This is a genomic window from Paenibacillus sp. JJ-100 (assembly GCF_948329825.1).
In the GTDB taxonomy this organism is placed as follows: Bacteria; Bacillota; Bacilli; order Paenibacillales; family Paenibacillaceae; genus Paenibacillus.
In genome coordinates this window covers 626,750-653,741 of record NZ_CAOJCM010000001.1, presented here as the reverse complement: position 1 = coordinate 653,741, position 26,992 = coordinate 626,750, and the positions used below count along the sequence as shown (strand labels likewise).

The 26,992-nt window shown below is 45.1% G+C and carries 26 protein-coding genes; 2 read left to right on the top strand and 24 right to left on the bottom strand.

The window, feature by feature from the left end; translation table 11 throughout:
• Nucleotides 1-255: 255 nt before the first annotated feature.
• The 8 genes from hslU to PQG66_RS03195 form a co-directional block, all read right to left on the bottom strand.
• On the bottom strand, nt 256-1,662 hold the full coding sequence (gene hslU, locus PQG66_RS03230; RefSeq protein ID WP_272035038.1) for an ATP-dependent protease ATPase subunit HslU: 1,407 nt from the start codon (nt 1,660-1,662) through the stop codon (nt 256-258).
• Between the two features lie 116 nt (nt 1,663-1,778).
• The gene (gene hslV / locus PQG66_RS03225) at nt 1,779-2,321 is read right to left on the bottom strand and encodes an ATP-dependent protease subunit HslV (protein ID WP_272035036.1); all 543 of its coding nucleotides are present in this window, start codon (nt 2,319-2,321) and stop codon (nt 1,779-1,781) included.
• A gap of 24 nt (nt 2,322-2,345) precedes the next feature.
• Entirely contained in the window at nt 2,346-3,689 is a 1,344-nt protein-coding gene (trmFO, locus tag PQG66_RS03220; RefSeq protein WP_442955000.1) for an FADH(2)-oxidizing methylenetetrahydrofolate--tRNA-(uracil(54)-C(5))-methyltransferase TrmFO, read from the bottom strand.
• A 16-nt stretch (nt 3,690-3,705) separates the two neighbouring features.
• Nucleotides 3,706-5,805: a type I DNA topoisomerase gene (gene topA, locus PQG66_RS03215; protein WP_272035031.1), complete on the bottom strand. Its 2,100-nt coding sequence runs from the start codon at nt 5,803-5,805 to the stop codon at nt 3,706-3,708.
• Between the two features lie 109 nt (nt 5,806-5,914).
• Nucleotides 5,915-7,045, bottom strand: a complete 1,131-nt coding sequence (gene dprA / locus PQG66_RS03210) for a DNA-processing protein DprA (RefSeq protein WP_272035029.1) — start codon at nt 7,043-7,045, stop codon at nt 5,915-5,917.
• Between the two features lie 245 nt (nt 7,046-7,290).
• A complete protein-coding gene (gene sucD / locus PQG66_RS03205) occupies nt 7,291-8,220 on the bottom strand; it encodes a succinate--CoA ligase subunit alpha (protein ID WP_110893179.1) in 930 nt (309 codons plus the stop codon).
• A 63-nt stretch (nt 8,221-8,283) separates the two neighbouring features.
• The gene (gene sucC, locus PQG66_RS03200; protein ID WP_272035025.1) at nt 8,284-9,444 is read right to left on the bottom strand and encodes an ADP-forming succinate--CoA ligase subunit beta; all 1,161 of its coding nucleotides are present in this window, start codon (nt 9,442-9,444) and stop codon (nt 8,284-8,286) included.
• A gap of 246 nt (nt 9,445-9,690) precedes the next feature.
• Nucleotides 9,691-10,146, bottom strand: a complete 456-nt coding sequence (locus tag PQG66_RS03195; protein ID WP_272035023.1) for a MarR family winged helix-turn-helix transcriptional regulator — start codon at nt 10,144-10,146, stop codon at nt 9,691-9,693.
• Between the two features lie 402 nt (nt 10,147-10,548).
• On the opposite strand from PQG66_RS03195, the gene PQG66_RS03190 reads away from it, so the two are divergent.
• Nucleotides 10,549-12,135: a YifB family Mg chelatase-like AAA ATPase gene (locus tag PQG66_RS03190; protein ID WP_272035021.1), complete on the top strand. Its 1,587-nt coding sequence runs from the start codon at nt 10,549-10,551 to the stop codon at nt 12,133-12,135.
• Nucleotides 12,136-12,451: 316 nt separating this feature from the next.
• On the opposite strand, the gene PQG66_RS03185 is transcribed toward PQG66_RS03190, so the two are convergent.
• From PQG66_RS03185 to rplS, 8 genes are all read right to left on the bottom strand, one after another.
• A complete protein-coding gene (locus tag PQG66_RS03185; protein ID WP_442955030.1) occupies nt 12,452-12,994 on the bottom strand; it encodes a nitroreductase family protein in 543 nt (180 codons plus the stop codon).
• A 276-nt stretch (nt 12,995-13,270) separates the two neighbouring features.
• A complete protein-coding gene (locus PQG66_RS03180; RefSeq protein ID WP_272035017.1) occupies nt 13,271-13,669 on the bottom strand; it encodes a YraN family protein in 399 nt (132 codons plus the stop codon).
• Nucleotides 13,663-13,974, bottom strand: coding sequence for an EscU/YscU/HrcU family type III secretion system export apparatus switch protein (locus PQG66_RS03175; RefSeq protein WP_272035015.1), 312 nt, complete (start codon nt 13,972-13,974; stop codon nt 13,663-13,665). The genes PQG66_RS03180 and PQG66_RS03175 overlap by 7 nt, the downstream gene beginning before the upstream one ends.
• A complete protein-coding gene (locus tag PQG66_RS03170) occupies nt 13,971-15,974 on the bottom strand; it encodes a hypothetical protein (protein ID WP_272035013.1) in 2,004 nt (667 codons plus the stop codon). Before PQG66_RS03170 ends, PQG66_RS03175 begins: the two co-directional genes overlap by 4 nt.
• Nucleotides 15,975-16,020: 46 nt before the next feature.
• Nucleotides 16,021-16,725 carry a ribonuclease HII gene (locus PQG66_RS03165; RefSeq protein ID WP_272035011.1) on the bottom strand — a complete coding sequence of 235 codons (705 nt, stop codon included), beginning with the start codon at nt 16,723-16,725 and terminating at the stop codon, nt 16,021-16,023.
• 411 nt (nt 16,726-17,136) lie between these two features.
• Entirely contained in the window at nt 17,137-18,000 is an 864-nt protein-coding gene (gene ylqF / locus PQG66_RS03160; RefSeq protein ID WP_272035009.1) for a ribosome biogenesis GTPase YlqF, read from the bottom strand.
• Nucleotides 18,001-18,035: 35 nt separating this feature from the next.
• Nucleotides 18,036-18,656 (bottom strand): signal peptidase I, encoded by a 621-nt coding sequence (gene lepB, locus PQG66_RS03155; RefSeq protein WP_272035007.1) that lies wholly within the window; start codon nt 18,654-18,656, stop codon nt 18,036-18,038.
• Nucleotides 18,657-18,955: 299 nt separating this feature from the next.
• Complete coding sequence (rplS, locus tag PQG66_RS03150; RefSeq protein WP_272035005.1) at nt 18,956-19,297, bottom strand: 50S ribosomal protein L19; 342 nt, start codon at nt 19,295-19,297, stop codon at nt 18,956-18,958.
• Nucleotides 19,298-19,638: 341 nt separating this feature from the next.
• On the opposite strand from rplS, the gene PQG66_RS03145 reads away from it, so the two are divergent.
• Nucleotides 19,639-20,586, top strand: coding sequence for a polysaccharide deacetylase family protein (locus PQG66_RS03145; protein ID WP_272035003.1), 948 nt, complete (start codon nt 19,639-19,641; stop codon nt 20,584-20,586).
• A 296-nt stretch (nt 20,587-20,882) separates the two neighbouring features.
• Here PQG66_RS03145 and trmD read toward each other — a convergent pair whose 3' ends face one another.
• From trmD to ftsY, 8 genes are all read right to left on the bottom strand, one after another.
• Nucleotides 20,883-21,644: a tRNA (guanosine(37)-N1)-methyltransferase TrmD gene (trmD, locus tag PQG66_RS03140; protein WP_272035001.1), complete on the bottom strand. Its 762-nt coding sequence runs from the start codon at nt 21,642-21,644 to the stop codon at nt 20,883-20,885.
• A gap of 1 nt (nt 21,645) precedes the next feature.
• Nucleotides 21,646-22,158 (bottom strand): ribosome maturation factor RimM, encoded by a 513-nt coding sequence (gene rimM, locus PQG66_RS03135; RefSeq protein ID WP_272034999.1) that lies wholly within the window; start codon nt 22,156-22,158, stop codon nt 21,646-21,648.
• Between the two features lie 301 nt (nt 22,159-22,459).
• Complete coding sequence (locus PQG66_RS03130; protein ID WP_024630185.1) at nt 22,460-22,690, bottom strand: KH domain-containing protein; 231 nt, start codon at nt 22,688-22,690, stop codon at nt 22,460-22,462.
• 23 nt (nt 22,691-22,713) lie between these two features.
• Nucleotides 22,714-22,986, bottom strand: a complete 273-nt coding sequence (gene rpsP, locus PQG66_RS03125) for a 30S ribosomal protein S16 (RefSeq protein WP_056700527.1) — start codon at nt 22,984-22,986, stop codon at nt 22,714-22,716.
• Between the two features lie 54 nt (nt 22,987-23,040).
• Nucleotides 23,041-24,417, bottom strand: coding sequence for a signal recognition particle protein (ffh, locus tag PQG66_RS03120; RefSeq protein WP_272034993.1), 1,377 nt, complete (start codon nt 24,415-24,417; stop codon nt 23,041-23,043).
• A gap of 71 nt (nt 24,418-24,488) precedes the next feature.
• Nucleotides 24,489-24,839, bottom strand: coding sequence for a putative DNA-binding protein (locus PQG66_RS03115; protein WP_272034992.1), 351 nt, complete (start codon nt 24,837-24,839; stop codon nt 24,489-24,491).
• A 271-nt stretch (nt 24,840-25,110) separates the two neighbouring features.
• A complete protein-coding gene (trhA, locus tag PQG66_RS03110) occupies nt 25,111-25,758 on the bottom strand; it encodes a PAQR family membrane homeostasis protein TrhA (RefSeq protein ID WP_272034990.1) in 648 nt (215 codons plus the stop codon).
• A gap of 156 nt (nt 25,759-25,914) precedes the next feature.
• Nucleotides 25,915-26,928 carry a signal recognition particle-docking protein FtsY gene (ftsY, locus tag PQG66_RS03105; protein WP_272034987.1) on the bottom strand — a complete coding sequence of 338 codons (1,014 nt, stop codon included), beginning with the start codon at nt 26,926-26,928 and terminating at the stop codon, nt 25,915-25,917.
• Nucleotides 26,929-26,992 lie beyond the last annotated feature (64 nt).

Sequence of the window (26,992 nt, the reverse complement as noted above, 5' to 3'; positions counted from 1 at the left end):
GCAGAAGTCCTATAATACAAAAAAATACTAGTACTATCTCTCTTTTATCGGTCCATTCAGCATAAAGTGTTAGCTCTTAATAAAATAAAAAAGGTATGTCCCGATAAACATGGCATCTAACGCAGCATGTCTGTAGAAGAAGACAGAACTTGCTGGCGGATGTCCATTCATTTTCGGTCCATACCTAGATCTTATCAGAAACTAACGATCGGCACGGCTATATGGAGCACATGCTCAAACGCGTATCTCTGTTGATTAAAGGATATACTGGCTTAAATCTCGGTCAGTCGCAATATCATTTAATTTCTCGCGTACATATTCTGGTGTTATCACCATACGTTCCAACGTAAGTTCAGGCACCTCAAAGGACAAGTCTTCCAGAAGCTTCTCCAAAATGGTATGCAAACGACGAGCACCAATGTTTTCTGTGTTCTGATTAACGGATTCTGCCAGCTTGGCAATTTCTCTGATTGCTTCATCCGAGAATTCAATCTCAATATTTTCCGTGCGTAACAGATCCACATATTGTTTGGTCAATGCATTTTGAGGCTCTGTCAGGATAGACACAAACTCCTCCAATGTAAGACTGTTCAGCTCTACACGAATTGGGAAGCGCCCCTGGAGCTCGGGAATCAGATCAGAAGGTTTAGCTACATGAAACGCACCTGCTGCCATAAACAGAATATAGTCTGTTTTGACAGGTCCATACTTGGTCATCACCGTTGAACCTTCAACTATCGGCAGGATATCACGCTGAACACCCTCACGAGAGACATCTGGACCACTCCCTCGGCCCTGACTGGCAACCTTATCAATTTCATCAATGAAAATTATCCCTGTTTGCTCTGCACGTCTAATAGACTCCTGCGTCACATCATCCATATCAATCAATTTACTGGCTTCTTCCTGGATAAGCACTTTACGCGCTTCCTTAATAGCCAATTTACGTTTCTTCGTACGACGCGGTAGTAAGCTACCGAACATCTCCTGCATATTCATACCCATCTGATCATTGCCCTGTCCAGCAAACATATCCATCATGTTAGGTGTATTATCTTCAACATCAATCTCAATGATGTCGTCTTCTAATTTACCAGATAAAAGATCAAATTTAATTTTACGACGGCGCTCGGCTACATTTGCATCAGGTTCAGTCTCATCTTGGTCCTGTGCAACGTTTGTGTTTCCGTTATTGCCAAAGATCATCTCAAACGGATTACGTTGATTTTTCGACTTAGATTGAGAAGGAGCCAAAATATGTACAATGCGCTCATTCGCAGCCTCTTCTGCTTTATCTTTCACCTTTTCTGTCCGCTCAAGTTTGACCATGCGCAGTGACGTCTCAATTAAGTCACGGACCATAGATTCCACATCACGTCCGACATAACCCACTTCTGTGAACTTCGTTGCTTCAACTTTGACAAAAGGCGCTCCAACCAGTTTGGCTAGACGACGCGCAATCTCCGTTTTACCGACACCTGTAGGTCCGATCATCAGAATATTCTTAGGTACGATATCATCCTGTGTGTGCTCAGGTAAAAGACTGCGTCGATAGCGGTTACGAAGCGCTACTGCCACTGATTTCTTGGCCTGTTTTTGACCTACGATATATTTATCCAGTTCCGCAACAATCTGTCTTGGTGTTAACGCTTGAGTATTCATACGCTTCCCTCCTGTAGGTAAGTTGATCTCCATTCAGCTATAAGAACAAAGAATCTCCTTAACGTAAACCGAGGCAGATTCAGCACTGTTCTCGTGTACGGGAGATTTCTTTGTTTCTATAATTCTTCTACAATTATATTACTATTGGTGTATACGCACAGCTCGGAAGCAACTTGAAGAGATTCTCGCGCGATATCTTTTGCCTCCAACTGTGTCGCATGACGTTTCAGCGCTCTTGCAGCCGACAAGGCAAAATTACCACCTGAACCGATGGCAATGACATCGTCATCTGGCTCAATAATCTCACCGCCACCAGAGATCAGTAACATGCCCGTTTTATCCATCACAATGAGCAAAGCTTCCAACTTGCGCAAAATCCGGTCCTGGCGCCAGTCCTTGGCAAGTTCCACGGCTGCCCGTTGCAGATTACCGTGGTGCTCCTCCAACTTACCTTCGAATTTTTCGAATAGTGTAATTGCATCTGCCACAGAACCGGCAAAACCGGCAACAACCTGTCCACGGTACAATCGTCTTACCTTTTTGGCTGTATTCTTCATGACAACACTCTGTCCCATCGTTACCTGTCCATCACCGGCAATTGCAGCTTTGCCATTATGACGGACAGCACAGATCGTAGTAGCATGAAATGACATATCCATGATATCAGCCTCCCCACGAATAATTTATACGCGTTCTGGAACGGTTAGACCTTCTGATGCAGCAAATCTAGCAATCTCATCCAGTGCTCGCTTAGCTAGCGCTTCATTTTTTTCTTTTTTATTACGAATTTTAGTTTCGAGTTTCGGCAGGAGTCCGAAGTTTGCATTCATTGGTTGGAAGTGTTTGAAATCTGCCGTGGTAATGTACTGGGCCATGCTGCCTAATGTCGTTTCTACAGGCAGTACAACGAGTTCTTGTCCCAAAGCCGCTTTGGCTGCATTGATTCCCGCGATTAGACCCGATGCTGCAGATTCTACATATCCCTCTACCCCTGTCATCTGACCGGCAAAGAATAAATTCGAACGTTCTTTGAATTGGTATGTTGGGCGAAGCAGCTTCGGCGAGTTGATAAATGTATTACGGTGCATAACACCGTAACGAACGAACTCTGCATTCTCCAGACCTGGAATGAGAGAGAAAACACGTTTCTGTTCCCCCCATTTCAGGTGAGTTTGGAAGCCCACCAGATTATACAACGTCCCCGCTGCATTGTCCTGTCTGAGCTGAACCACAGCGTGTGGCAATTCACCTGTATGCGGGTTAATCAAACCTACCGGTTTCATTGGTCCGAACAAAGCAGTTTGTTTCCCCCGTCTCATCATCACTTCAATCGGCATACAGCCTTCGAAATAGATTTCTTTTTCAAAATCTTTCAGCTGTGCAACCTCTGCAGTAATGAGCGCATCATAGAAGGTATCGAACTCCTCTTCTGTCATTGGACAGTTCAGATAAGCTGCCTCTCCTTTATCATAGCGGGATGCAAGATATACCTTGTTCATATCGATTGAATCTTTTTCAATGATCGGTGCTGCTGCATCATAAAAATAGAAATACTCTTCACCCATTAACGCCTTGATTTGCTCAGACAATGCTGGTGAAGTCAGTGGGCCGGTGGCAACAACAACAATTCCATCCTCTGGCAATGAAGTAAGCTCTTCGTTCACCACTTCAATCAGCGGATGCTGATGCAGAGTCGATGTAATCTCACCAGAAAACCCATCCCGGTCAACAGCAAGAGCTCCGCCTGCTGGAACAGCATGTCGATCGGCTGCCCCCAACACCAAAGAATTCAACATTCTCATCTCTTCTTTTAGAACCCCAACAGCATTCGTTAGTCCATTGGCACGCAGAGAGTTACTGCAAACGAGTTCTGCAAACTTATCCGTATGATGAGCCGGCGTTTTAACAACCGGTCTCATCTCAACTAGTTTTACACGCACTCCACGACTGGCAATCTGCCACGCGGCTTCTGATCCAGCCAGACCTGCACCGATAACCGTTACTTGTTGTTCACTTGTCAAAATCATTTACCCCCATAATATGCTAATCCGTTGACTCATCATCTGATTCTTCCACGGTCTCCTGATGGTCACATGAAGTACATTGCAATCTGGCTCCCTTTTTGTTTCGCTTCTCGATCATTAATGACCCACAGCTAGGACAAGGCTTAGCCGATGGTTTATCCCAGGATACAAAATCACATTCCGGATATTTGTCACATCCATAGAAGATACGTCCTTTTTTACTACGGCGTTCAACGACATGCCCTTCCTTGCACTTTGGACATGTTACGCCGATATCTTTGATAATCGGTTTCGTATTGCGACAATCAGGAAATCCAGAGCACGCGAGGAACTTTCCGAAACGCCCCAGTTTGTAAACGAGCGGTTTACCGCATTTTTCACAGATCTCGTCCGATACCTCATCTTCGATCTCGATCTCTTTCATCTCTTCCTCAGCAAATTCCAGTCGTTTCTCGAAAGATTCATAGAATTCAGCTAGCACTTTAACCCAGTCTTCCGAGCCTTCTTCTACGTGGTCAAGGTCACCTTCCATGTTAGCGGTAAACTCAACATTCAAAATTTCCGGGAAAAACTCTTCCATCTGCTCAATAACGAGCTCACCTAGCTCGGTTGGCATAAATTTCTTCTCTTCAATTGCAACATATCCGCGCTTCTGAATTGTCTCCAGTGTTGGCGCATATGTACTTGGTCTGCCTATGCCAAGCTCTTCAAGTGTCTTAACAAGCCGCGCTTCTGTGTAACGTGGTGGCGGCTGCGTAAAGTGCTGTTTAGGCTCAATCTCCTGCTTCTCCAGAACATCTCCACTCTTAAGTGGAGGCAGTAAACGCTCTTCCTCCGTTGTACCATCGTCGTTGCCTTCAACATAAACTTTCATGAATCCTTGGAAGCGTACTTTTGAGCCTGCTGCACGGAAGATCGTATCTCCCGCTGCGATGTCTACTGAAAGAGTATCTAAAATAGCCGAAGACATCTGACTTGCTACAAAACGTTCCCAGATCAGCTTATATAAACGGAATTGATCACGACTCATGAAGGATTTAATCGAATCTGGATCACGCAATATGGATGTCGGACGAATAGCTTCGTGTGCATCCTGAGCATTTGAAGCCTTTTTAGAATAATTGCGTGGACTCTCAGGTGCAAAGCTTTCACCGTACTTGCCAATAATGTATTCTTTGGCTTCTTCCTGTGCAGAAGCTGCAATCCGAGTCGAGTCTGTACGCATATACGTGATCAGACCGACTGTGCCTTCTTTTCCTAGGTCTACACCTTCATATAGTTGTTGTGCAACGGACATGGTTTTGGAAGCCCGGAAATTGAGCTTACGTGCCGCTTCCTGCTGCAGTGAACTTGTCGTAAATGGTGCAGAAGGGTTACGGGTTCTCTCCTTCTCCTTCACTTCCTTGATCGTAAAGTCGGCGTTTTCAATCTGTTTCAAAATCGCCTGTACTTCTTCCTCACTGCCAAGCTCTGTCTTGGTTCCGTTTAACTTATGAAACTTCGCTTCAAACGGATTGCCGTCTGCACTCAGCTTGGCAGTAATGCTCCAGTACTCTTCCGGTTCGAATTCATCGATTTCATTTTCACGATCCAAAATAATTTTGACTGCCACGGATTGTACGCGTCCTGCTGACAACCCTTTTTTGACTTTCTTCCATAATAGTGGACTGATCTTGTATCCAACGAGCCGATCCAGAATTCGTCTAGCTTGCTGTGCATTGACCAGATCCATATTTATTTTACGCGGTGTTTTGAACGCATCCTTAACCGCCTGTTTGGTAATTTCATTAAATACAACCCGGCAATCTGCTGTATCATCCAATTCAAGCGCATGTGCCAAATGCCAGGCAATGGCTTCACCTTCACGATCCGGGTCGGCTGCGAGATACACTTTTTTCACTTTCTTACGTGCATCCTTAAGTTCCTTCAATACTGAACCTTTACCGCGGATCGTAATATATTTCGGATTAAAATCGTTCTCTACCTCAACGCCGATCTGACTCTTTGGCAAATCACGAACATGCCCCATCGAAGCTTTTACGATGAATTTGCTGCCTAAATACTTGCCAATCGTCTTCGCCTTTGAGGGCGATTCCACGATTACGAGTGCATCCGCCATAGGTCCATCCTCCTCTCAGCCATGAAACTGTGTTTACTAGTGTTCATGTACTTTCATTTCATTCTTATTATTTTTATATATTCCACATACTGCACAGGTTGCAGCATCGTCATACCCTAGCATATTTCGTTCCTGGTAATTGGCTAATCTGCTTTTTTATGATTAAAGATAACAGAACTGAATGTAAATGTCCAAAATCCCAACCTAAGCGATCAATGAGTTGATCTACAGTCAGTTCTTCTTGTTCAAGTAACACGATGACACGGTTTTCATCTGAAGTGCGCTCCACTTCCGGGAACCAACTACGCTCTGCCAGATCCAGCTTTTCTGGTGAACGCTCTCTATTGTAAGGAAGTTGTTCTACATTTTGCAAGTCCAAACGATATTCTTCCAATAAATCATCTGCACAAGTGACCATTTTGGCTCCTTGACGAATTAAATTATGGGCTCCTCGACTCTTGGGAGAAGTAATGGGTCCTGGAACCGCAAATACATCCCTTCCTGCCTCCAATGCTGCATCTGCAGTGATAAGCGAACCACTTCTTACATCTGCTTCTACAACGAGGGTTCCCAGCGTTAATCCAGCAATTATCCGATTTCTCTCGGGAAAAAGTCCCTGACGAGCCTTGGTACCTAAGGGATATTCGGACAAAAGCAGACCTTTCTCAGCAATTTGCTCCGCAAGACCTCTATTCTCAGGGGGATAAACACAATCGATCCCCGTTCCGAATACTGCAATCGTTTTCCCGTTTGCTCGCAGTACGGATTCATGACACACACGATCAATCCCCCTGGCAAGGCCACTTACAACTGTCAATCCAGCCTGAGATAATTGCTCTGCAAGCTTCTCCGCCACTTTACGTCCGTAAACCGTAGGCATTCTTGTACCTACCATGGCGATCGAGGGCTGATGTAACAACTGAATATCTCCTCGAGCATACATAATCCAAGGAGGCTGAGCGGTTTCCTTCATTAATATAGGATAATTCGAATCCAGATAAGTAATAACCTCTATCCCTCGATCATAAACGTGTTGCCTTCTGCTTTCAACCCAATTCACATCAAAGCATTTTGCTAGACGAGCCGCTTGATCTCTTCTCATTCCAGCCGTAATCCAATCTCCCTCATCATAAAGAAACAACTCCTGCAACAAATGCCCACCATCTATTAATTTTGAAATACTCTTCTTGCCGATCCCTTCCATTTCATACAGTCCCAACAAAATCCAACGATCTTCCACGTTACGGCCTCCCTTAATTAAGGAGAGAAAACTCCCCTCATATTGTGTGATAAGTAAAGTAAAATAGCAAGCGTTTACATCATGTACCTTCAAAATCTGACGGCATTTTCGGAAAATAAACGCAAAAAAGCAACCATTCGCCCTGTTTAAGGGACAAAAGGTTGCTTACCTTTACCGCTATAGAATCAACGGTTTCAGAAATGAATCTATTTCTGAGCTGTTTCTTCTATTATAACGGAATAGGATTAATGTGTCGTGCACAAATTCAAAATACCACGTTCTTCAAGCACGCTCACCAAAGTGGAACCCATCTCAGCTGGTGTTGGGGCTACTTTGATACCGCAAGATTCAAGCTTTGCAATTTTCTCTTTGGCAGTACCTTTACCACCAGAGATAATCGCTCCAGCATGACCCATACGTTTACCTGGAGGTGCTGTAACTCCACCAATGAAACCTACTACGGGTTTCGTCATGTTAGCAGCTACCCACTCTGCTGCATCCTCTTCCGCAGTACCACCAATCTCACCGATCATAATGACAGCATGTGTCTGAGGATCTTCATTGAAGCGTTTCAGGATATCAATAAACTCAGAGCCTTTAACGGGGTCTCCCCCGATTCCTACGGCAGAAGATTGACCAATGCCACGAGTTGTGAGCTGATGAACGGCTTCATACGTCAATGTTCCACTACGGGAAACGACACCGACATGTCCTGGCATATGGATATATCCAGGCATAATACCAATTTTGCACTCGCCTGGTGTAATAACACCCGGACAGTTAGGGCCAATCAATACTGTATTTTTGCCTTCCATGAAACGGTCAACTTTAACCATATCAAGAACAGGAATACCTTCTGTAATACAGATCACGAGATCCAGTTCTGCGTCAACAGCCTCCATGATTGAATCCGCTGCGAATGCAGGTGGAACATAGATGACGCTCGCTGTTGCGCCAGTAGCTTCCTTCGCTTCCTGCACAGTGTTAAACACTGGCAAACTAACTACTGAACCGTCTTCCAGCGTGATGTCAACATTCGTTCCGCCTTTACCCGGCGTAACACCGCCTACCATCTGGGTTCCGTAGTCCAATGCGCCCTTCGTGTGGAACATTCCCGTTGAACCCGTAATGCCTTGCGTAATGACTTTTGTATTTTTATCGATCAAAATACTCACGTTGCTTCACATCCTTACGGTTATTTTTCAATGCCCGGACAGCTCCGGTACGAAGGAATGAACTTATTTTACGAGGGCAACAATTTTCTGTGCTCCATCGGCCATAGAATCGGCTGGAACAATATTCAGACCGGATTCTCCCAGAATGCGTTTGCCCAATTCCACGTTAGTTCCTTCAAGACGAACAACCAGCGGTTTGGTCAGACCAAGCTGCTTCGCAGCTTCAACAACACCGTTGGCAATGACATCACAACGCATGATACCACCGAAGATGTTCACAAAGATTCCGGCTACTTTGGCATCAGACAGAATAATCTTGAATGCTTCCGTAACTTTCTCCGTAGTAGCACCACCCCCAACATCGAGGAAGTTGGCAGGGTCGCCGCCATAATATTTGATGATGTCCATTGTCGCCATCGCAAGTCCCGCACCATTAACCATGCAGCCAATGTTGCCATCAAGCGCTATGTAGCTGAGGTCATATTTGGAAGCTTCGATTTCTTTTTCATCTTCCTCATCCAGGTCACGAAGCTCCTGAATATCTTTGTGACGGAATAGAGCATTGGAGTCAAAGTTCAGCTTGGCATCAAGCGCGATAACGTTTCCATCTCCGGTAACAACCAGCGGGTTGATCTCGGCAATGGAGCAGTCTTTCTCTACAAATGCCTTGTACAACGCGAGCATGAATTTCACAGCTTTGTTCACGAGTTCATTCGGAATTTTAATGCTGTAAGCCAGCTTGCGAGCCTGGAACACTTGAAGCCCGATTGCAGGGTCAACGACCTCTTTGAAAATTTTCTCAGGTGTAGCTTCAGCTACTTCTTCGATCTCTGTACCGCCTTCTTCGGAAGCCATCATGACTACACGTCCTGTAGCACGATCTACAACAACACCCACATAATACTCCTTGCGGATATCGCATCCTTCTTCAATCAGAAGACGTTTCACTTCTTTACCTTCTGGTCCTGTTTGATGGGTTACTAGTACTTTGCCCAAAATTTCGGATGCATAGGCACGAACTTCCTCTAAACTTTTGGCCACTTTCACGCCGCCGGCTTTCCCCCGACCCCCTGCGTGAATTTGTGCTTTAACTACAGTCACCGGACTGCCCAGTGCCTCTGCGGCTGCAACCGCTTCATCGACTGTATAAGCAACCTTTCCGTTTGGAACGGAAACTCCATACTGTTTCAGTACTTCTTTTCCTTGATATTCATGGATATTCATTCTCGAATCCTCCTATCAACATGACTGCAACAAGGCGGGTTGGTAGACGAACAAAAGACAAATGTTGACTATTTTTACTTAAACCCAATTCATTGTACCATGTTTTTAAAACGCTTTCCTTAAAAAAGTAATGATTAATAGACAGCTTTTTGATATCGATATGATCCCTTTTAGTGAATGCTTGGATATATATGGAAAAAAACCTTAACCCATAAGGCTAAGGTTCTGCGTGAAACAATGCTTTTATTACTTTTTCGCTGTCTTTATGTTTGTTTCGTGAACTTTTTCTAGCAATCCCTTAAATTGACCAAGGAGCGCTTCGAATTCCGTACTATTCAGGCAAGCATCACCTTGGATGGCATCAGGTATGGATAACGCTTTATTCTTAAGCTCACGACCTTCTTCGGTCAGTGTAATCATCACTTTACGTTCGTCTTGCGCTGAACGCTCGCGATGAATGAGGCCGGCTGTCTGCAACCGTTTCAGAAGAGGAGTCAGCGTGCCTGAGTCAAGGTATAAAGCTTCCCCGATCTCTTTCACCGTACATTCTTCCCGCTCCCACAATACCATCAACACGAGATACTGAGAGTATGTTACACCAAGTACTTCCAAATAAGGCTGATACAACTTTGTAATCTCACGTGAACAAGCGTATATTGCGAAACATAATTGATTATCCAGTTTTAAACGGTCTGTCTGCATGTTGTCTATCTCACCTGCCTAATGTACTATATGTTACTTATCGAGGAAATTAGCTATTAAACATCCCTACGAATAATAAAGTCCCCACTACTATCTTATCATAAAATAGATAAAAAAAAGAATAATTGAGCACAAATTATTTTACTTGTTCATTTAATTATTATAAATTAAATTGTATAAAATATATTTTAGGAAATTAACATCTTCTAGTAATATATTTAAATTAACGAGTCCGAAAAGAACCATTTAATACACAGCAACTCAATGCAAATTCACAACATGGATGGGTTGACGCTCTGATTTCTTTTATATAAAATGCTAGTAGAAGCTGAGGAAGCACCTTAATTCGAGACTGGCCCGCCCTGTGTGGAGCTAACTACCCGAATGAGGTGTTTTTTTGTTATGTACGGAAAATTATATAGCTCGTGTCTCTATGGAATTGATGGTGTTTTAATTGAAGTGGAAACGGATTTGTCCAACGGTTTACCTCTGACTTCTATTATCGGTCTACCTGATTCAGCAATCCGAGAGGCTGTGGAGCGGGTTCGTGCAGCGATCAAAAACTGCGGATACCAGTATCCTTTGCAACGTATTACGATCAATCTAGCCCCAGCTGACCTGCGCAAAGAGGGCTCTTCCTTTGATCTTGCTATTGCGATCGCTTTGCTTACAACCAGTAATCAGCTTCTTCTTCCTGCGCAAGAAAGAACTTTAGTATTGGGGGAGTTGGCACTAGATGGCTCCATTCGACCTGTACCCGGTATATTATCCATGGTGGACCTTGCCAAACGTCAAGGCTTCACTTCCGTTATTTTACCTTATGATAATGTGGAAGAAGCCCGTCTTATTCGTGGAATTAAAATTTACGGTCTACGCCATTTGAAAGAGATCGCTCCTGTTCCCACAGCGGAATCTCCGGGTTCAACGAATGCTGCAACGATCAAGCTAACGGATTATAGCCATCTGCATACCTCCGCACCGTCTAGTGAGCAACTGAATCAAAAGAGGACTGCTTCTCCCTCTCTGTCGGAAGATTTCAGTGATGTTCTGGGACAGCACCATGTCAAGCGTGCCTTGATGATTGCCGCTGCCGGAATGCACAATATTATGTTGGTTGGCCCACCTGGTACGGGTAAGACCATGTTGATTAAGCGACTACCTACAATTTTGCCGCCTTTATCGGAAGAAGAGGCACTTGAAGTAACCAAAGTATTGAGCGCTGCAGGTCAGCTAAAAGAAGCTCCTCTTGGATTGATCGCTGACAGACCTTTCCGCTCGCCTCATCATACGATATCCACCTCTGGTTTGATCGGAGGCGGTGGAATTCCAAAGCCTGGTGAAGTCAGTCTCGCTCATCGTGGAATATTGTTTCTGGATGAGCTGCCCGAGTTTCAGCGTCAAGTTCTTGAAGTCCTAAGACAGCCGCTTGAGGATCAGACCGTAACCATTAGTCGAGCTAGAGCTGCATTTACATTTCCTGCGCAGTTTATGCTTGCCTGTTCCATGAACCCTTGCCCGTGTGGGTATTTATCTGCTCAAGCAGAAGAACAACGCTGTATCTGCAGCCCTGCTCGCGTTGCAGCATACCGAGCCAAAATTTCAGGCCCACTGCTTGATCGAATCGATCTCCAAGTCGAAGTTCCCCCGCCCGGGGATTGGCGCAAAGCAGGAGCCTCTCCAACTTCTACTGAGATGCAAGCCAAAGTGATGGCTGCTCATGCCATCCAGGCCAAACGCTACGCAAATCATTCGGTACGTTGGAACAGTCAGCTCTCTGGCACATTTCTGCGTAAAACGATTCAACTCAATCTTGAAGCAGAACAGTTGTTGGACCAAACACTTCACACGCTGAATCTGAGCATGCGTGCTCATGACCGAATTATGAAGATGGCACAAACCATTGCGGATCTGGATCATGAAGGTGAAATTTTGACTGCACATGTGGCAGAAGCGATACAGTATCGACAGTTAGACTTAAATTTATTTTAGTACGGGATATTCAGGTACAACACAAAAAGCCGTATTCGTCACCTTCATTCATAGTGTATGAAGGAGCTTATACGGCTTGATAATTACAGCAGATATATCCAGAATCGTTGAGAGAATGTGACCTCTCTTAGATTTGTATCCGATGCTCTTCGTATTAAGAGCTGTTTTAAAGAAAATGAACTGATTATTTACAATAATATTAATGATTCTGGCTGAAACAGCGACTAATCAATCAATGATATTAATGGATTTCCTTTGGATTCTCTTCTAAAAAGAATTTTTTTATTGCATTCTCTTCAATTAATCCTGTGAAGAGTCATTCAAACAAAGTCAGCTTATCCTTAGCAGGCGTACGCTCTTTTGCAGATGGTATCACGTCAGGATACCCGATATAAATCATGCCAATGATTTTTTCTCCACCCTCGATCCCCAGTTCATTGCGGAATTTAGGTGCATATAAAAATGGTTTAGTAACCCAAAACGTTCCAACCTGCTCACTCCATGCAGCAAGCATAAAGTTCTGTACCAAGGCACTGACTGCTGCAAAATCCTCATCCCATATTGCTTGTCTTGGGTCCTCATCCAGAACAACAAGTAAAATGGCGGGTACCTGTAGCACGTTGGCCGAAAACTTGTTATCTTCGCCCATCTCGGCTTCAATCGCTTCCGCGAGTTTCTTCCGCCCTTTCCCATTAAACAGCACAAATCTCCATGGTTCACGTAATTTATGATTTGGTGCCCAAACCGCTGTATCCAGCAAGTCGATAATTTGCTCCGTTGGAACAGGATCTTGTTTAAATTTTTTGACGGTTCGGCGATTTATGATCGCATTGCGGACTTCATTGTCTGCGTTTATCATTTTATTCATAGGCAGTGAGCCTCCTTATCCACATAGTACACATCGAGTTACAGCCTTCATTATACACTCTTCTGTTATACAGATTCAAAAGATCCTTTGCCCAGAAAAATATTAGAAAAATTACTGTCATCTGTCTTATTATTATTTTGCGAGACTCGAAACCTCCGATAGCCCGAAATCATCTAATGCGAATGCAGCAGTAACCGAAGGGATTCCATAAAAAAAGATGAGCCTTGGACATAACTTCTGTCTAAAAGCTCATCACGCATTCTAATGCTAAAATGCATTTTCTACATGTTTAACACATTCAACCTCACCTGTATGGTTGATCATAACTGCAATGACATCAAATCGAACCTGACGATGGTGCTCACCGCTCCTTTGTATGTAGACCGCAGCCGTCGAACGAACTTGTTGCATTTTGCGCTGATCGACTGACTCTTGAGGAGTACCAAATATAACATGTGAACTGCGGCTCCGAACCTCTACAAAAATCAACAAATTCTCATGAGTTGCGATAATATCCACTTCGCCGCTCCGGCATCGCCAATTTCGCTCGAGGATGTGATAATTCTTTTCCTCTAACCAACGGCAAGCTTCCTCTTCACCAATCCGACCTTTTTGCTGACGAGTCATCTTGCCCTTTGGATTCTGACCTGACCGTGGGCTTACCATGATTCACTCTCACGACGGCCTGAGGCAAGTCGGTCTGCTTGATACACGTACGTGAGCACTTCGGCCACCAGTTGATACAATTCCGCCGGGATCTGTTCATCCAGATCCAGTTTGGAGAGCACCTCTACTAGCGCCGCATCCTCCTGTACAGGTACACCGTTCTCCTTGGCTTTTTCCAAAATGGCTTCTGCTACTTTGCCGCGGCCTTTAGCAATGACTACAGGCGCTTCATTTTCTCCAGGCACATATTTCAGTGCAACTGCCTTTTTGGATAACTGTTCCGGTTGTGGTGAATCTTCTTTCATATTTTGAAATCCACCCCTTTGTATCGCTTAGGGCTATAATCAGCTGCCGTCATCTTACGTTCTGACCCAGGCGCCTGTCCAGCAGGCCAAGGTTCAGCCTTGAAAGTTAATAACTGATATCCTAGTTTATCAAGCGATTGATGGATCATCTCACGTCCACTCTCCAGAAGAGCCGCCATGCCCTCCTGATCATTAAGTACACGCAAACTGACAATATTATTCACCACATGTACATCAACCAGGGTATGCCCCAGACTTCTCATATCCAGATCAAATAGCAGACGGCAATTGGAGGCATCCAGTTCCCCACGTCGCCCGCGTCGTGATTGAATCTGAACCGAAGCGGTCTGTTCTCCGTCCGGACCCGTAATTGGAATAAACCAGTGCATCTGTGCAAACGTTGCACTGCGATCCGTGGTAAGCAGAAGCTGCTGACCGGTCAGATACTGCACGGCTTGGGCGGCGGCATCTTTCAGTGCCGCCGGGGCACTATCGCTGCTGGCCAATTGCAGCAGCAAGCCCTTGAGCGTGTCCACGTTCGCTGGACCCGCTGCTTCACCCACGCGCGGCTGAATCACCGCGCCGTGAACTGCCTGCTGCTCGTGCTCTGCACCGAGCAGCTTGAGCACGCGCCCCACCCACGGGTCTCCCCCGTGGGTGACGGGCACGTGCCCTGCCGCTGCTCCCGCAGGTGCAGCGGCAACACCGCCAGCCGGCTGCGCATCAGCGCCGGCTGGCAAGGACTGCTGCGGCGAGCCTGCGGCAGCCGCAGCCGTCTGGCCGCCCTGCTGCGCAGCTGGGGCGGCTTGTCCTGCCGCACTCGGCATTGCCGGTGCTGCAGGAGACGCGCTGCGCAGCGCGTCCAGCAGCGCCAGCAGCTTCGGTGCCAGTTGCACTGCCGAAGGTGCTGGCGCGCCCTGACCTGCTGCGGATGACGTCCCCGACGCAGCAGGCGAATCTGTGCGGCCGTCTGCACGCACGGCCGCAGCTTCTGCCGCCCCAGCCGAACTCGGGCGGCTCACACCTTGGCCCGCTTCCGAGCTTCGCGGGCCTTCCCCAGGTATTCCAGTGCCTGCTGGAATACCTGCACTGCTTTTGCCAGCAGTTTCTTGATTGCTGGCTATTCCTTTCGCTCCGGTCTCAGTCCCAGCCTGTCCCGCGCTCGCTTGACCTGTGCCGTTTTTCACCTGCTGCCCTGTATCCGCTACAGCACTTTGCGATCCGGTTGCATTCACGGATGCACCTGTTGTCGGCGTTCCAGCTGGTTGCCGATGGAGGTTGGGATTGGCTGCTTCAGCCGTGCTCGCCTGTGGCTGTGCAGAAAGAGATGCTGCCGCACTCCCTGCTTGTCCCCCCGGTGTGCCCGCTTGAGTTCCTAATCCGGTCACACCCTCCTTACCCGAAGCAGCACCCCCTCGTGATTGTAACAGCAGCGACTCGAGCTGGTCTGCTAGACCCTTTAATAACTGATGCAATGGAGGTCCAAATACCGTTTGATGTAATCCTTTCATCGTTTCAGTCGTCACTGGCAGTCCTCGCTGAAAAGCAATCCCTGCCGCTTGTACCCATTCTTCCACAGGGACATTCGCAGGTTTGGTCGCCATCATATTTTGCACCATGGCTACATTATCTTTGGTCAATGGCAGTCCATTGCGTTGCATGGCAAGCAATAGTTCCCGGTTGTCTTTAGTATCCGCTAGACCGATTTCTTGCAACACATTATTCAGCGAAGCCTGCGGCAGTTCTGCGAGAGAACCAGCAACAGGTTTCATTACGGTCATCCCATTTTCTCCTGGAGGCTGAACCTGTAGAAGTGTTGTCTCCCCTGGACGAAGCGGGGTCTCCAATTTGGCGCGCACCTGTACTCCTTGGATCTGAAGCACAGCCTCTCCACCATCATCAGATACACTAACTACAGAACCACGAACAACTTGTCCTTCCTTTAACTCAAGTGTCTTGGCATCTCCCGGTTTACCATCTCCCATTAACCCGCGGATCATAGAGCTAATATTCAACTCGTTCTCCCTCCTTTCCGAACCCATTCAATCAAAACAATGTTTGCTGCTCTCCAAGTAAATTACCAAGAAAACTTCGCCGATGCATCGGAGTAGCACCAAGCGCCATAATCTGCTCACGGTGAAATTGAGTAGCATAGCCTTTATGTACTGACAAACCATATTCCGGGTACATCGTGTCCCATTCTTCCTTACATAACCGATCTCTCGTTACCTTGGCAACGATCGAAGCAGCTGCGATGGATTGGCTGTTCGCATCTCCTTTAATAATGGATAATTGCGGAATGTTCACATCTACCTTTTCAGCGTCTACCAGTATAAAATGAGGTGTTTCATCCAGCGCATCCACAGCTCTTTTCATCGCTAGTCTGGCAGCTTGCTTAATATTCAGACGATCAATCGTTTCAGCATCTGCATACCCTACGCTTACGGCCAGTGCGTTTTCCATAATGATGTCATATAGCGTCTCCCGCTTCTTTTCGGACAGTTTTTTAGAATCATTAATGCCTTCCAAAATAAGCCCTTTGGGCAAGATAACAGCTGCTGCCACGACATCCCCAAACAGACATCCACGCCCTACTTCATCAATTCCTGCAATATATTCAAATCCGCTACCCCAATATTCCCGCTCATACAGTAACAGATCACGTGGTTCGCTGGTTTCTTTTTTGTTTTTCTTCAGCTTGCTAGACTGTTCAGACAATTTTAACTCTGGTATTTCATGATTTGCTGTCATACTTTTCAACTCCCCCACATGTGTTTGATACACCTGTGTAATCCCATATCATGTATTCATCAATTTAGACGTAAACATCGGACCTTTGTTCTGCTTGATCCCATTTTAAATCACTCATTCTGACGAAGGATTGAAAAAAAAAAATTGTTTTCTTCATTTATCGGTCTTTATCATGCTAAATTGAATACATACAAACTGATGTTCTGCAAATTTACACCGTCATTTATCATATCATGTTTTTAGAACACCTCATATACGGAATACATAATTCCACCAATTATTCTTTACTTGAATTCTCTTCCAACTACATCTACATTGTCGCACCCTGTACAGCTATTCGAACACAAAAAAGACCGTTTCCCGGTCACCCGGTAACGGCCGCTTCTTTCGGCTCTTATAATGCTGTAATTATTAATATGGAGCTTCCATGGAGAAACGTCCCATCTTACCTGCCCGTAATTCCCGTAGAAACGCTCTTGATGCCTTCTCCAGATCGATTCTTCCTCCGCTAATCACACACCCGCGGATTCGTCCTATTTGCTCCATGATGGCAATAACGTTGTCTGAATCGTCTGCATCCCTGGAGAATTCCTGGAGACCATATCTTTCTTCCAGCGCATCCCAGTAAAAACGCATCAGATAACTGATCCCAAAAAATGCGATATCTTCAGCATTCAGGATTTCCTCTTTGATCGCACCCGTTACAGCAAGGCGGTAACCTACATTTTGATCTTCAAACTTCGGCCATAAGATACCTGGCGTGTCTAATAGCTCCATTTCCTTGCCCACTTTAATCCACTGCTGGCCTTTGGTTACACCCGGACGATCTCCGGTTGCTGCAATACTCTTTCCTGCCAGACGATTGATTAATGTAGACTTGCCTACGTTAGGAATACCGACAATTAATCCCCTCACAGCACGAGGATTAATCCCTTTGGCCAGTTGACGATCAATCTTTTCCTTCAGGATAAGTTTTGCCTGAGCAGGAATATCTTTGACATTTGTACCTGTAGAAGCATCTACAGGGAAAGCAGTAATGCCTTCTTTTTTAAAATATTCAATCCACTCTTGCGTCACTTTAGCATCAGCCAAATCCGCCTTATTCAGCAAAATCATGCGGGGTTTATCCATCAGTATCTCATCAATCATCGGATTACGGCTGGAGACAGGAAGACGGGCATCCAACAGTTCGATGACCACGTCAATGAGCTTCAACTTGTCCTGAATCTGGCGTCTGGCTCGGGTCATATGACCTGGAAACCATTGTATCGTCACCTTGTCTTCACCTCATTTAATACATACTTTGAATCTTAGTGGTTGATCCACTTAATTTCTCCAATTGGCCAGAAAATAACATCCGCACGGCCAATAATATCTTTCAACGATACGTAACCGATCATCCGGCTATCCGTACTGTTTGGTCGATTGTCTCCCATAACAAACACATGACCCGGCGGCACCTTTCCATCCGGAAATTGTTCATTTGGGAAGTCCTTCACATTATAAGTTCCACCTTTAGCTTGAGCCTCATCGATCGCGTCCTGGATGTAGGTTTCATTAACCTTTTGTCCGTTAACCGTCACTGTGTCTCCCTGAACTTGCACTGTGTCTCCGGCTACTGCAATAACCCTTTTAATAAAATCCCGTCCTTCGGAAGGCACATGGAAGACGATAACTTCGCCACGTTTTGGCTCACGAATATCGTACAGAATTTCATTGACAATGACACGTTCTCCCGTCGAGAAATTCGGCTGCATGGATGGCCCGTCCACAACAAATGGTTTAAAGAGCAGCCAGCGAATCAGAATGACGAGCACAAGTGCAATGACAATAGCCTTTAGCCATTCCACAATTTCATTTTTTGCTTTCTTCGATCTGTTATTTTTCTCTTCGGCAGGTACAACCTGGTCCTGTTGAACTTCTTGTTCCATTCAAGATCTTCCTCTCTTCGCAGTACATGTTTATAGCAGTATACATCCAGCTTATCTACACCTTCATGAGTCTTGAGAAAGGCAAATACTCCACTCAGTTATGTAATTCTTGCAGCCAAGCATTAGAACAGTACATTCAACCCTAATTCAATGTCTTGGATAACTGAACTCACTTTCCTCCCGGACTTTATGCTGCATATCCGCTATACCATTTTACTCGGAAGTGTACCTCTGGTTCAACTTTTCCCGGACAAAAACGAAAAGGGCTTGTCTCCAAGCCCTTCCCGGTATCCGTTATATTAACGAATTTCTTTAATTCTCGCTGCTTTACCGCGTAGTTCACGAAGATAATAAAGCTTCGCACGACGCACTTTACCACGGCGAGCCACTTCGATTTTATCGATTTTAGGGGAATGAAGCGGGAAAGTTCTTTCCACACCTACACCGTAAGAAATTTTACGAACTGTAAAAGTCTCACTGATTCCACCACCACGGCGCTTAATCACAACACCTTCGAACAATTGGATACGCTCACGAGTTCCCTCGATAACCTTAACGTGCACTTTCAAAGTGTCACCAGGACGAAAACTTGGACGATCGTTGCGAAGTTGCTCTTGTGTAATCGCTTGAACGATATTCATCTATGACTCCCTCCTTCCGTACAGGCGTTCATACTTCTTCCAGAGATCACCTTTGTCTCTTTCATTATCCATAGAGGACCGCCGTATTCCACACAACAGGATTATTGTATCATGTCCCCTATCAAAACACAAGCAAAACAAAAAACACGTTTAAATTCTCCTACATTACGCATTTAATGTACATTCATTGAAGATTTAGACATTTCAACCCCTATGTCGGATAAAATAATGTAACTTTCCGTAGTTAAAGATCGTCTATCATATTACTTAGCACTCATAATCATGAGAAGCTTATCGTTTTTAAGACTAGATGAACATGTTAAAGGAGAACTCGTTGAATTATGAAACACTTGAAAAAAATCATATTATCCTCGCTTGCTTTGCTCACATGCAGTATTACACTATACGCTTATGCTGTTAATCATCCCACTAACGCGTTATCCCATAAAGCATGCACATCGTGGAAAATCGTTGAACGTAAAATGTTCACGTTATTTAACACTGATTTTTCCATGCATTCCAAGCTGGATCGCTCGAAGCTAGTTGTTAAAGAAGGAACGGCCACGGAAGTCCCGGTTCTTATGTATCATTATATTACGCCCAAGGCGGACAATCGAGAACCGGGTAATAAGTCCGTTGTGAACTTGGAAACATTTGAACAAAACATGAAGTTTTTATACGATAATGGCTACCGGACGGTTACTCTGGCCGAACTTGAACAATATGTTAATGGTGAAATCTCACTACCACAGAAATCATTTGTGATTACCTTTGATGATGGATACCAAAATAATTATACGTTAGCCTATCCAGTACTTAAAAAATATAATTTCCACGCTTCACTATTTGTAATAGGTAGTCGAATTCAACCTGAACCCGTAGCCTTCGACTCAAGTAAAAAAAGCGATATCTCCAAGCCTGAGATGGAAGCAGGAAGTGACGTATTTGAGTATAACAGCCATACTTATAACCTTCATCATAAAGGATACATGGTATGTGGAGACGATCTGCCCATCACGCTGGATACCAACCTCTTGGATAAAGATATAGAACAGATCAAACGCGCTGGCATCGATACCCCATACATCGCCTATCCATACGGCTATTTTAGTGTACAGATGATATACAAGCTACAGCAACACGGATACCGCATGGGCTTCACGGTTATTCCAGGGTTTGTGCGTCCAGGCGATTCACCGATGGTTCTTCCACGCTTAACGGTTACGAACGAGACCGATTTATCTACCCTGTTGCAAACAGATTCTATTATACATAGTGAGAGCATGTAGACGAGAATTAATAACGAATGAATTATTCTTATTTTACAAATTACCTAGAACAAAAAAAACCGATTGGCGCAGCCTGAGCTGTCCTCTCGGTTTTTTTCTAGCTAAGAAGGGGCTGGTGAGCAGTCACTAACAGCATTACACTATGTTCAACCTTGAACTAAATCGCTTTACTATGACAAAACGATCAGCACGTTGGGCTGATCTCTCATGTAGGTTATGCTGCATTCGGAGCAGAGCCAGATAAGGTTCGATCCACTCTTCTCCGCCTATCCCATAGTATTTCGGTATAAAACGTTCTATTTCTTTTGGTGTTCAGCCCGGTACTGCTCTAGCCACTTCCGTTCCTTGTCTGTTAATTCAGCCGTCTCCAACAGCTCTGGTCTACGCTCCAGCGTACGAATCAGAGACTGTTCTCTACGCCATGCCTCAATATTCAGGTGATGACCTGACAAAAGCATGTCCGGTACTTTCATACCTCTAAATTCAGGTGGACGCGTGTAATGAGGATATTCAAGTAATCCAGTACTGAATGAGTCCGTCACCGCACTAGTCTCGTTCCCAAGAACTCCTGGAATGAGACGTACAATGCTATCGATCGCCACCATTGCAGGAAGCTCGCCGCCGGTTAGAACATAGTCACCAATAGATAGTTCGTCTGTCACGAGAAATTCACGGATCCGCTCATCGTAACCTTCATAATGACCACATATAAAGATCAGATGATCTTCTTGAACCAACTCTTCTGCTTTTTTCTGTGTGAACGTTTCTCCCTGGGGACACATCAGAATAATCCGAGGAGCTTTCATCTCCGTCGCAGCTTCTCCACGCTGCTCCAATACATCTTCAACCGCAGCAAAGATCGGATCCGGCTTAAGCACCATCCCCCCACCTCCACCGTAAGGAGCATCATCCACAGTGTTATGTTTATTGGTTGCGTAATTACGGAAGTTGGTTGCCCCCAATGAGACAAGTCCCTTTGCCTGCGCTTTACCCAGAATGCTTGTACCGAACACACCATCAAACATCTCCGGGAATAACGTCAATACATCGACCTTCATTTTACAGCAGTCCTTCCATCAGGTGAATCTTGACCAGCTTCTGTTCCACATCAACATCCAGAACCACATCATCAATTACTGGAATCAACACTTCTTTTCCCGCTGGCGTTTTGACTACCCATACATCATTCGCCCCTGGTGTCAGAATTTCAGAGATTGTGCCGAGGGTGTCTCCCTCTTCTGTAATAACCGCGCAGCCTATAATCTGATGGAAATAATACTCACCTTCCTCCAGATCAGCAAGATTTTCTTTAGACACTTTTGCCAAGCCGCCTTTAAACTTCTCTACTTCGTTAATGTTGCCGTATTCTTTCAGACGTACGATATACATATTTTTATGCAAACGCGCAGATTCAACCGTGGCCAGTGCCGGATGATTATCCGGTGTAAACAAATACAGCTCCGCATTTTTGGCAAAACGTACTTCTGGAAAATCAGTCAATGGCATAATCTTCAACTCGCCGCGAATACCATGAGTATTCACAATTTTACCTACATTCATAAACTCCGCCATACAATCCTCCTACGAAATTCAATCAAAATAAACAGTCACTTCGACTCTCGTCCGGTCGTTCCGGCGACGGTTCGTTCTTCCGATCGCTGTTACCCCCTCATTTTTTGAACTCTTATTAAAAGGTGAAAATGAGGTGATAAAGGCGAACGCTAACGCTTCTCCAGAATCGATTCCGTCCCTACACTGCTCCGAAGTAACTCATAGCCCAAAATATTTTAATTGAATATATAATCTAACATATTAAGTTCAGCATGCACGAAAAGGGGCTAGGACATGCATCCTAACCCCCTTTCGTATATCTTTAAGATATGATATCGACGGTAACCCGCTTATCCATCTTAACTGCTGCAGATGTGACGACCGTACGAAGAGATTTTGCGATTCGTCCTTGTTTTCCGATCACTTTTCCGACATCGTCGGGATGCACCGTTAACTCATAAACGACAAGCCGGTCTTTCTCAACCGTCCGAACCGCCACATCTTCCGGATGATCGACCAAAGCCTTAGCAATTATGCTTACTAATTCTTCCATAGATGACCCTCCGAATCAGCAACTTATTTAGATAATTTAGACTCGTGGAATTTCTTCATCACGCCCGCTTTGCTCAGCAAGTTGCGGACAGTGTCGGATGCTTGCGCACCGTTTTGAAGCCATTGCAATGCTTTATCTTCATCGATTTTAACAACAGCCGGTTGTTCAACCGGGTTGTAGTAACCGATCTCCTCGATAAAACGACCGTCACGTGGGGAACGGGAATCCGATACCACTACGCGGTAGAAAGGAGCTTTGTGAGCACCCATACGTTTCAGACGAATACGAACTGCCATTTGAAAATTCACCTCCTTCAATGAAATCTGTATCTCGTGCAGTCTGACATTTAATCAACGAAAAGGAAATTTCATTCCTTTGCCGAGACCTTTCAACTGCTTCATTGCTTTGTTTTTGCCGCCTTTAGGGCCCATCATATCCGAGAACTGCTTCATCATACGGCGCATCTCATCAAATTGTTTGATCAGACGATTCACCTCAGCGAGCGATGTTCCGCTTCCGGTAGCAATCCGCTTCCGACGGCTATGGTTAATCATATCTGGGTTACGTTTCTCTTCCGTTGTCATAGAATAGACAATCGCTTCAATTCGGCCCATCTGTTTGTCATCGACCTTCAGGTCTTTCGCTTGCTTCATCTTGCCCATCCCCGGAATCATATCCATGATCTGGTCAATTGGCCCAAGCTTTTTCACCTGATCCATCTGCTCCAGGAAATCTTCGAACGTGAATTCTGCATTCCGCATCTTCCGTTCCATTTCCTTCGCTTTCTCGGTATCAATGTTGGACTGTGCCTTTTCAATCAAAGACAACATGTCACCCATACCGAGAATCCGTGAAGCCATACGTTCCGGATGGAACGGCTCCAGTGCATCAAGTTTCTCACCGAGAGAGGCAAACTTGATCGGACAGCCTGTAACTGCTTTAACAGACAACGCCGCACCACCACGAGTATCCCCATCCAGTTTGGTCAAGACTACTCCTGTCAGATCAAGCTGTTGATTAAAATGCTCTGCTACGTTAACCGCATCTTGACCCGTCATACTGTCGACAACGAGCAATACTTCATCTGGGTTCACGACGCTGTGAATCTGGCGAAGCTCTTCCATCAATTCTTCATCGACGTGCAGACGTCCCGCTGTATCAACGATCACATAATCATGCCCGTTGTCTTTTGCGTGCTGCAAACCTTGACGAGCAATCTCTACCGGGCTTGTCTGATCACCAAGGGTAAACACTGGCGCCTTCAGCTGCTCACCCAGTACTTGCAACTGCTTGATCGCAGCTGGACGATAAATATCACCCGCAATCAGCAAGGGCCTGCTGTTTTGCTTTTGCAGCATTTTTGCCAATTTACCAGACGTGGTCGTTTTACCAGCACCCTGTAAACCAACCATCATGATGACTGTAGGTGGTTTGTTTGCCTTAGCCAATTTGGCTTGACTTCCGCCCATTAACTCCGTTAACTCTTTGTTAACAATGTCAATGATGACCATTCCGGGTGTAAAGCTGTCCATGACTTCTTTGCCGACAGCCTTCTCTTTCACTTTGGCGATGAATTCCTTGACCACTTTGAAGTTTACATCCGCTTCAAGCAATGCCAGGCGTACTTCGCGCATCGCTTCGGCTACGTCTTCGTCAGACACCTTACCTTTGCCGCGCAGCTTGCTGAACACATTCTGCAATCGGGTCGTTAATCCTTCAAATGCCATGATCCCACCTCCTTCAAGCTTCAATTACGTTTTTAGACCGACTCATTTCACATCGCAGCGAACAATAATAATTACTCAGCCAACTGTGAAATGAGATCGTGTATTGGTTTGTTGTTATCCACGGTAACGCCAGTGCGTTCCAGTGCTTGTTGTAAATCTTCAAGGCAACGGCTGCGTCTTTCATACTTCTCCAGCAAACTTAGCTTGCTTTCGTAGTTCTCAAGCACTTGTTCAGCACGTTTAATATGTTCATATACCGCCTGGCGGCTGATCTCAAACTCAGCTGCTATTTCACCAAGTGAAAAATCATCATGAAAATAATATTTCAGAAATGTTTGCTGTTTCTCTGTAAGCAGAGATTCATAAAAGGCAAACAGCAAGTTAATCCGGTTTGTTTTCTCAAGCCGGTTTTCTTGACTCATACCAGGGCACTCCCTTCGTCAAGGAAAAACACTTTACACTCTTGCAACGTTCCTAATAATACCTAAAACAAATCAGGATGTCAAGCAAAAATACTTGTCACAATAAAAAGAGATACAACGCGTGATAAAATGCATCCAAAAACATCGATTATAATCTTTATAAAGCATATTCTTTTAGCTCTACTTCAGCTTGGAAGACAAGTTTTGTTAACGATGTCCCTCCATAAAAAAACGAAACCGCCCCGGGTAAGAGCCGCTTCGTTTAACGCTTCTAACGAAGCGGAGTTAGATAAATGAGCACGGCAAAGAAATGAAGAATACTGCCGGCTAGTACAAACAGATGCCAGATGGCATGGTGAAACGGGAAACCTCTCCATACATAAAACAATGTGCCAAGCGTATACATCAGACCTCCTGCAACTAGCAGCACAATTCCACCTGTCGGTATTGCGGTCACAAGCGGGTTCCAGGCAATTACAATTAACCAGCCCATTGCAATGTAGAAGATCGTTGACATAAACAAGAACTTCTTGGTGAAGAAGGCTTTGAAGATCACTCCGGCTAGTGCAATGCCCCAGATGATCCCGAACAGGGTCCACCCCAGCGTTCCTCGAACGGCAACGAATAAAAAGGGTGTATACGTCCCTGCAATAAACAAATATATCGAAGAGTGGTCGAAAAACTCAAACAAATCTTTGGCTTTTCCTTCTTTGAGTGCATGAACCAGCGTTGAATTGGTATACAACATGAGCATGGTTATGCCATAGATTGTAAAACTAACGACATGCCAAGCTGTACCTTTCATACTGGAGAATACGATCAACAATACTAGAGCAGCTACACTCAGTGCGGCACCGATTCCATGTGTCACTGCGTTTGCGAACTCTTCACGGCGAGAATAGGTGTAAGTATTGGCCATATCAACCTTCCTTTCTATCCCATAAAACTTCGGTTACCTTCCATTATACACGTATTGCCGATGACATTACACGTGAGTTCACATGATGCAGCGGCAATACGGTAAATATTATTGTTATTTGCGTTTCTGTTTAATCTTTGTTTCTGAGACTATGGATTAGTCTTGCTGATCCTCATCTCCATTAACTTGGGCTGGCTGTTCCTGGATTAATCCTGCAAACAAAGCATGTACAAACTGCTCTGAGTCGAACTGTTGAAGATCATCAATTTTCTCTCCGAGTCCAACCAATTTAACAGGCAAGTCCAATTCCTGACGAATCGCTACCACAATTCCACCTTTAGCTGTTCCATCCAACTTGGTTAAAACAAGACCTGTTACGCCACTTTTCTCTCCGAAAAGTTTAGCCTGATTCAAGGCATTCTGTCCTGTGGTTGCATCCAGCACCATCAATACTTCATGCGGCGCACTTGGAATCTCCCGTTGAATAACGCGATAGATTTTGTTCAGCTCGTCCATCAGGTTCGTTTTGTTTTGCAAACGTCCTGCTGTATCACACAACAACACGTCTGCTCCGCGTTGTTTTGCGGCTTGTACCGCATCATACATAACCGCAGCGGGATCAGAACCGGATTGCTGCTTGATCACCTCTACCCCAGCACGCTGCCCCCATACTTCCAGTTGCTCGATCGCGCCAGCGCGGAATGTATCCCCCGCAGCCATAATTACTTTTTTCCCTTGCTGCTTGAAGCGGTGTGCAAGCTTGCCAATGGTGGTCGTTTTACCAACACCGTTAACACCCACAAACAAAATCACGGTGATACCATCTGGATTCATATTGAGTTCATTGTTTTGCTCACCACGAAGCAAGTCTGTCAATTTCTCGGACAACACCGGCTGTAGCTCAGCAGCATCTTCTATTCTCCGTTTTTTCACCTCTTCACGCAGGTCTTCAATTAATCGCATAACCGTATTAACGCCAACGTCCGCTCCGATCAGAATTTCTTCGAGTTCCTCGTAGAATTCCTCATCTATTTTTTTGCGGCGAATGACCAGATCCGTTACTTTCTCCACAAGCCCTTTACGTGTCTTTTCTAGTCCATCCTTGAACTGTTTGGTTACTGACTCCGTTTTACTTGCAATGCTGTCTCGTAGCTTTTTAAAGAAACTCATAAAGCCCCTCCATCGTGTACATAATCAATCGTAATCGTAATATTTTTGTAGAAAATATAATGAG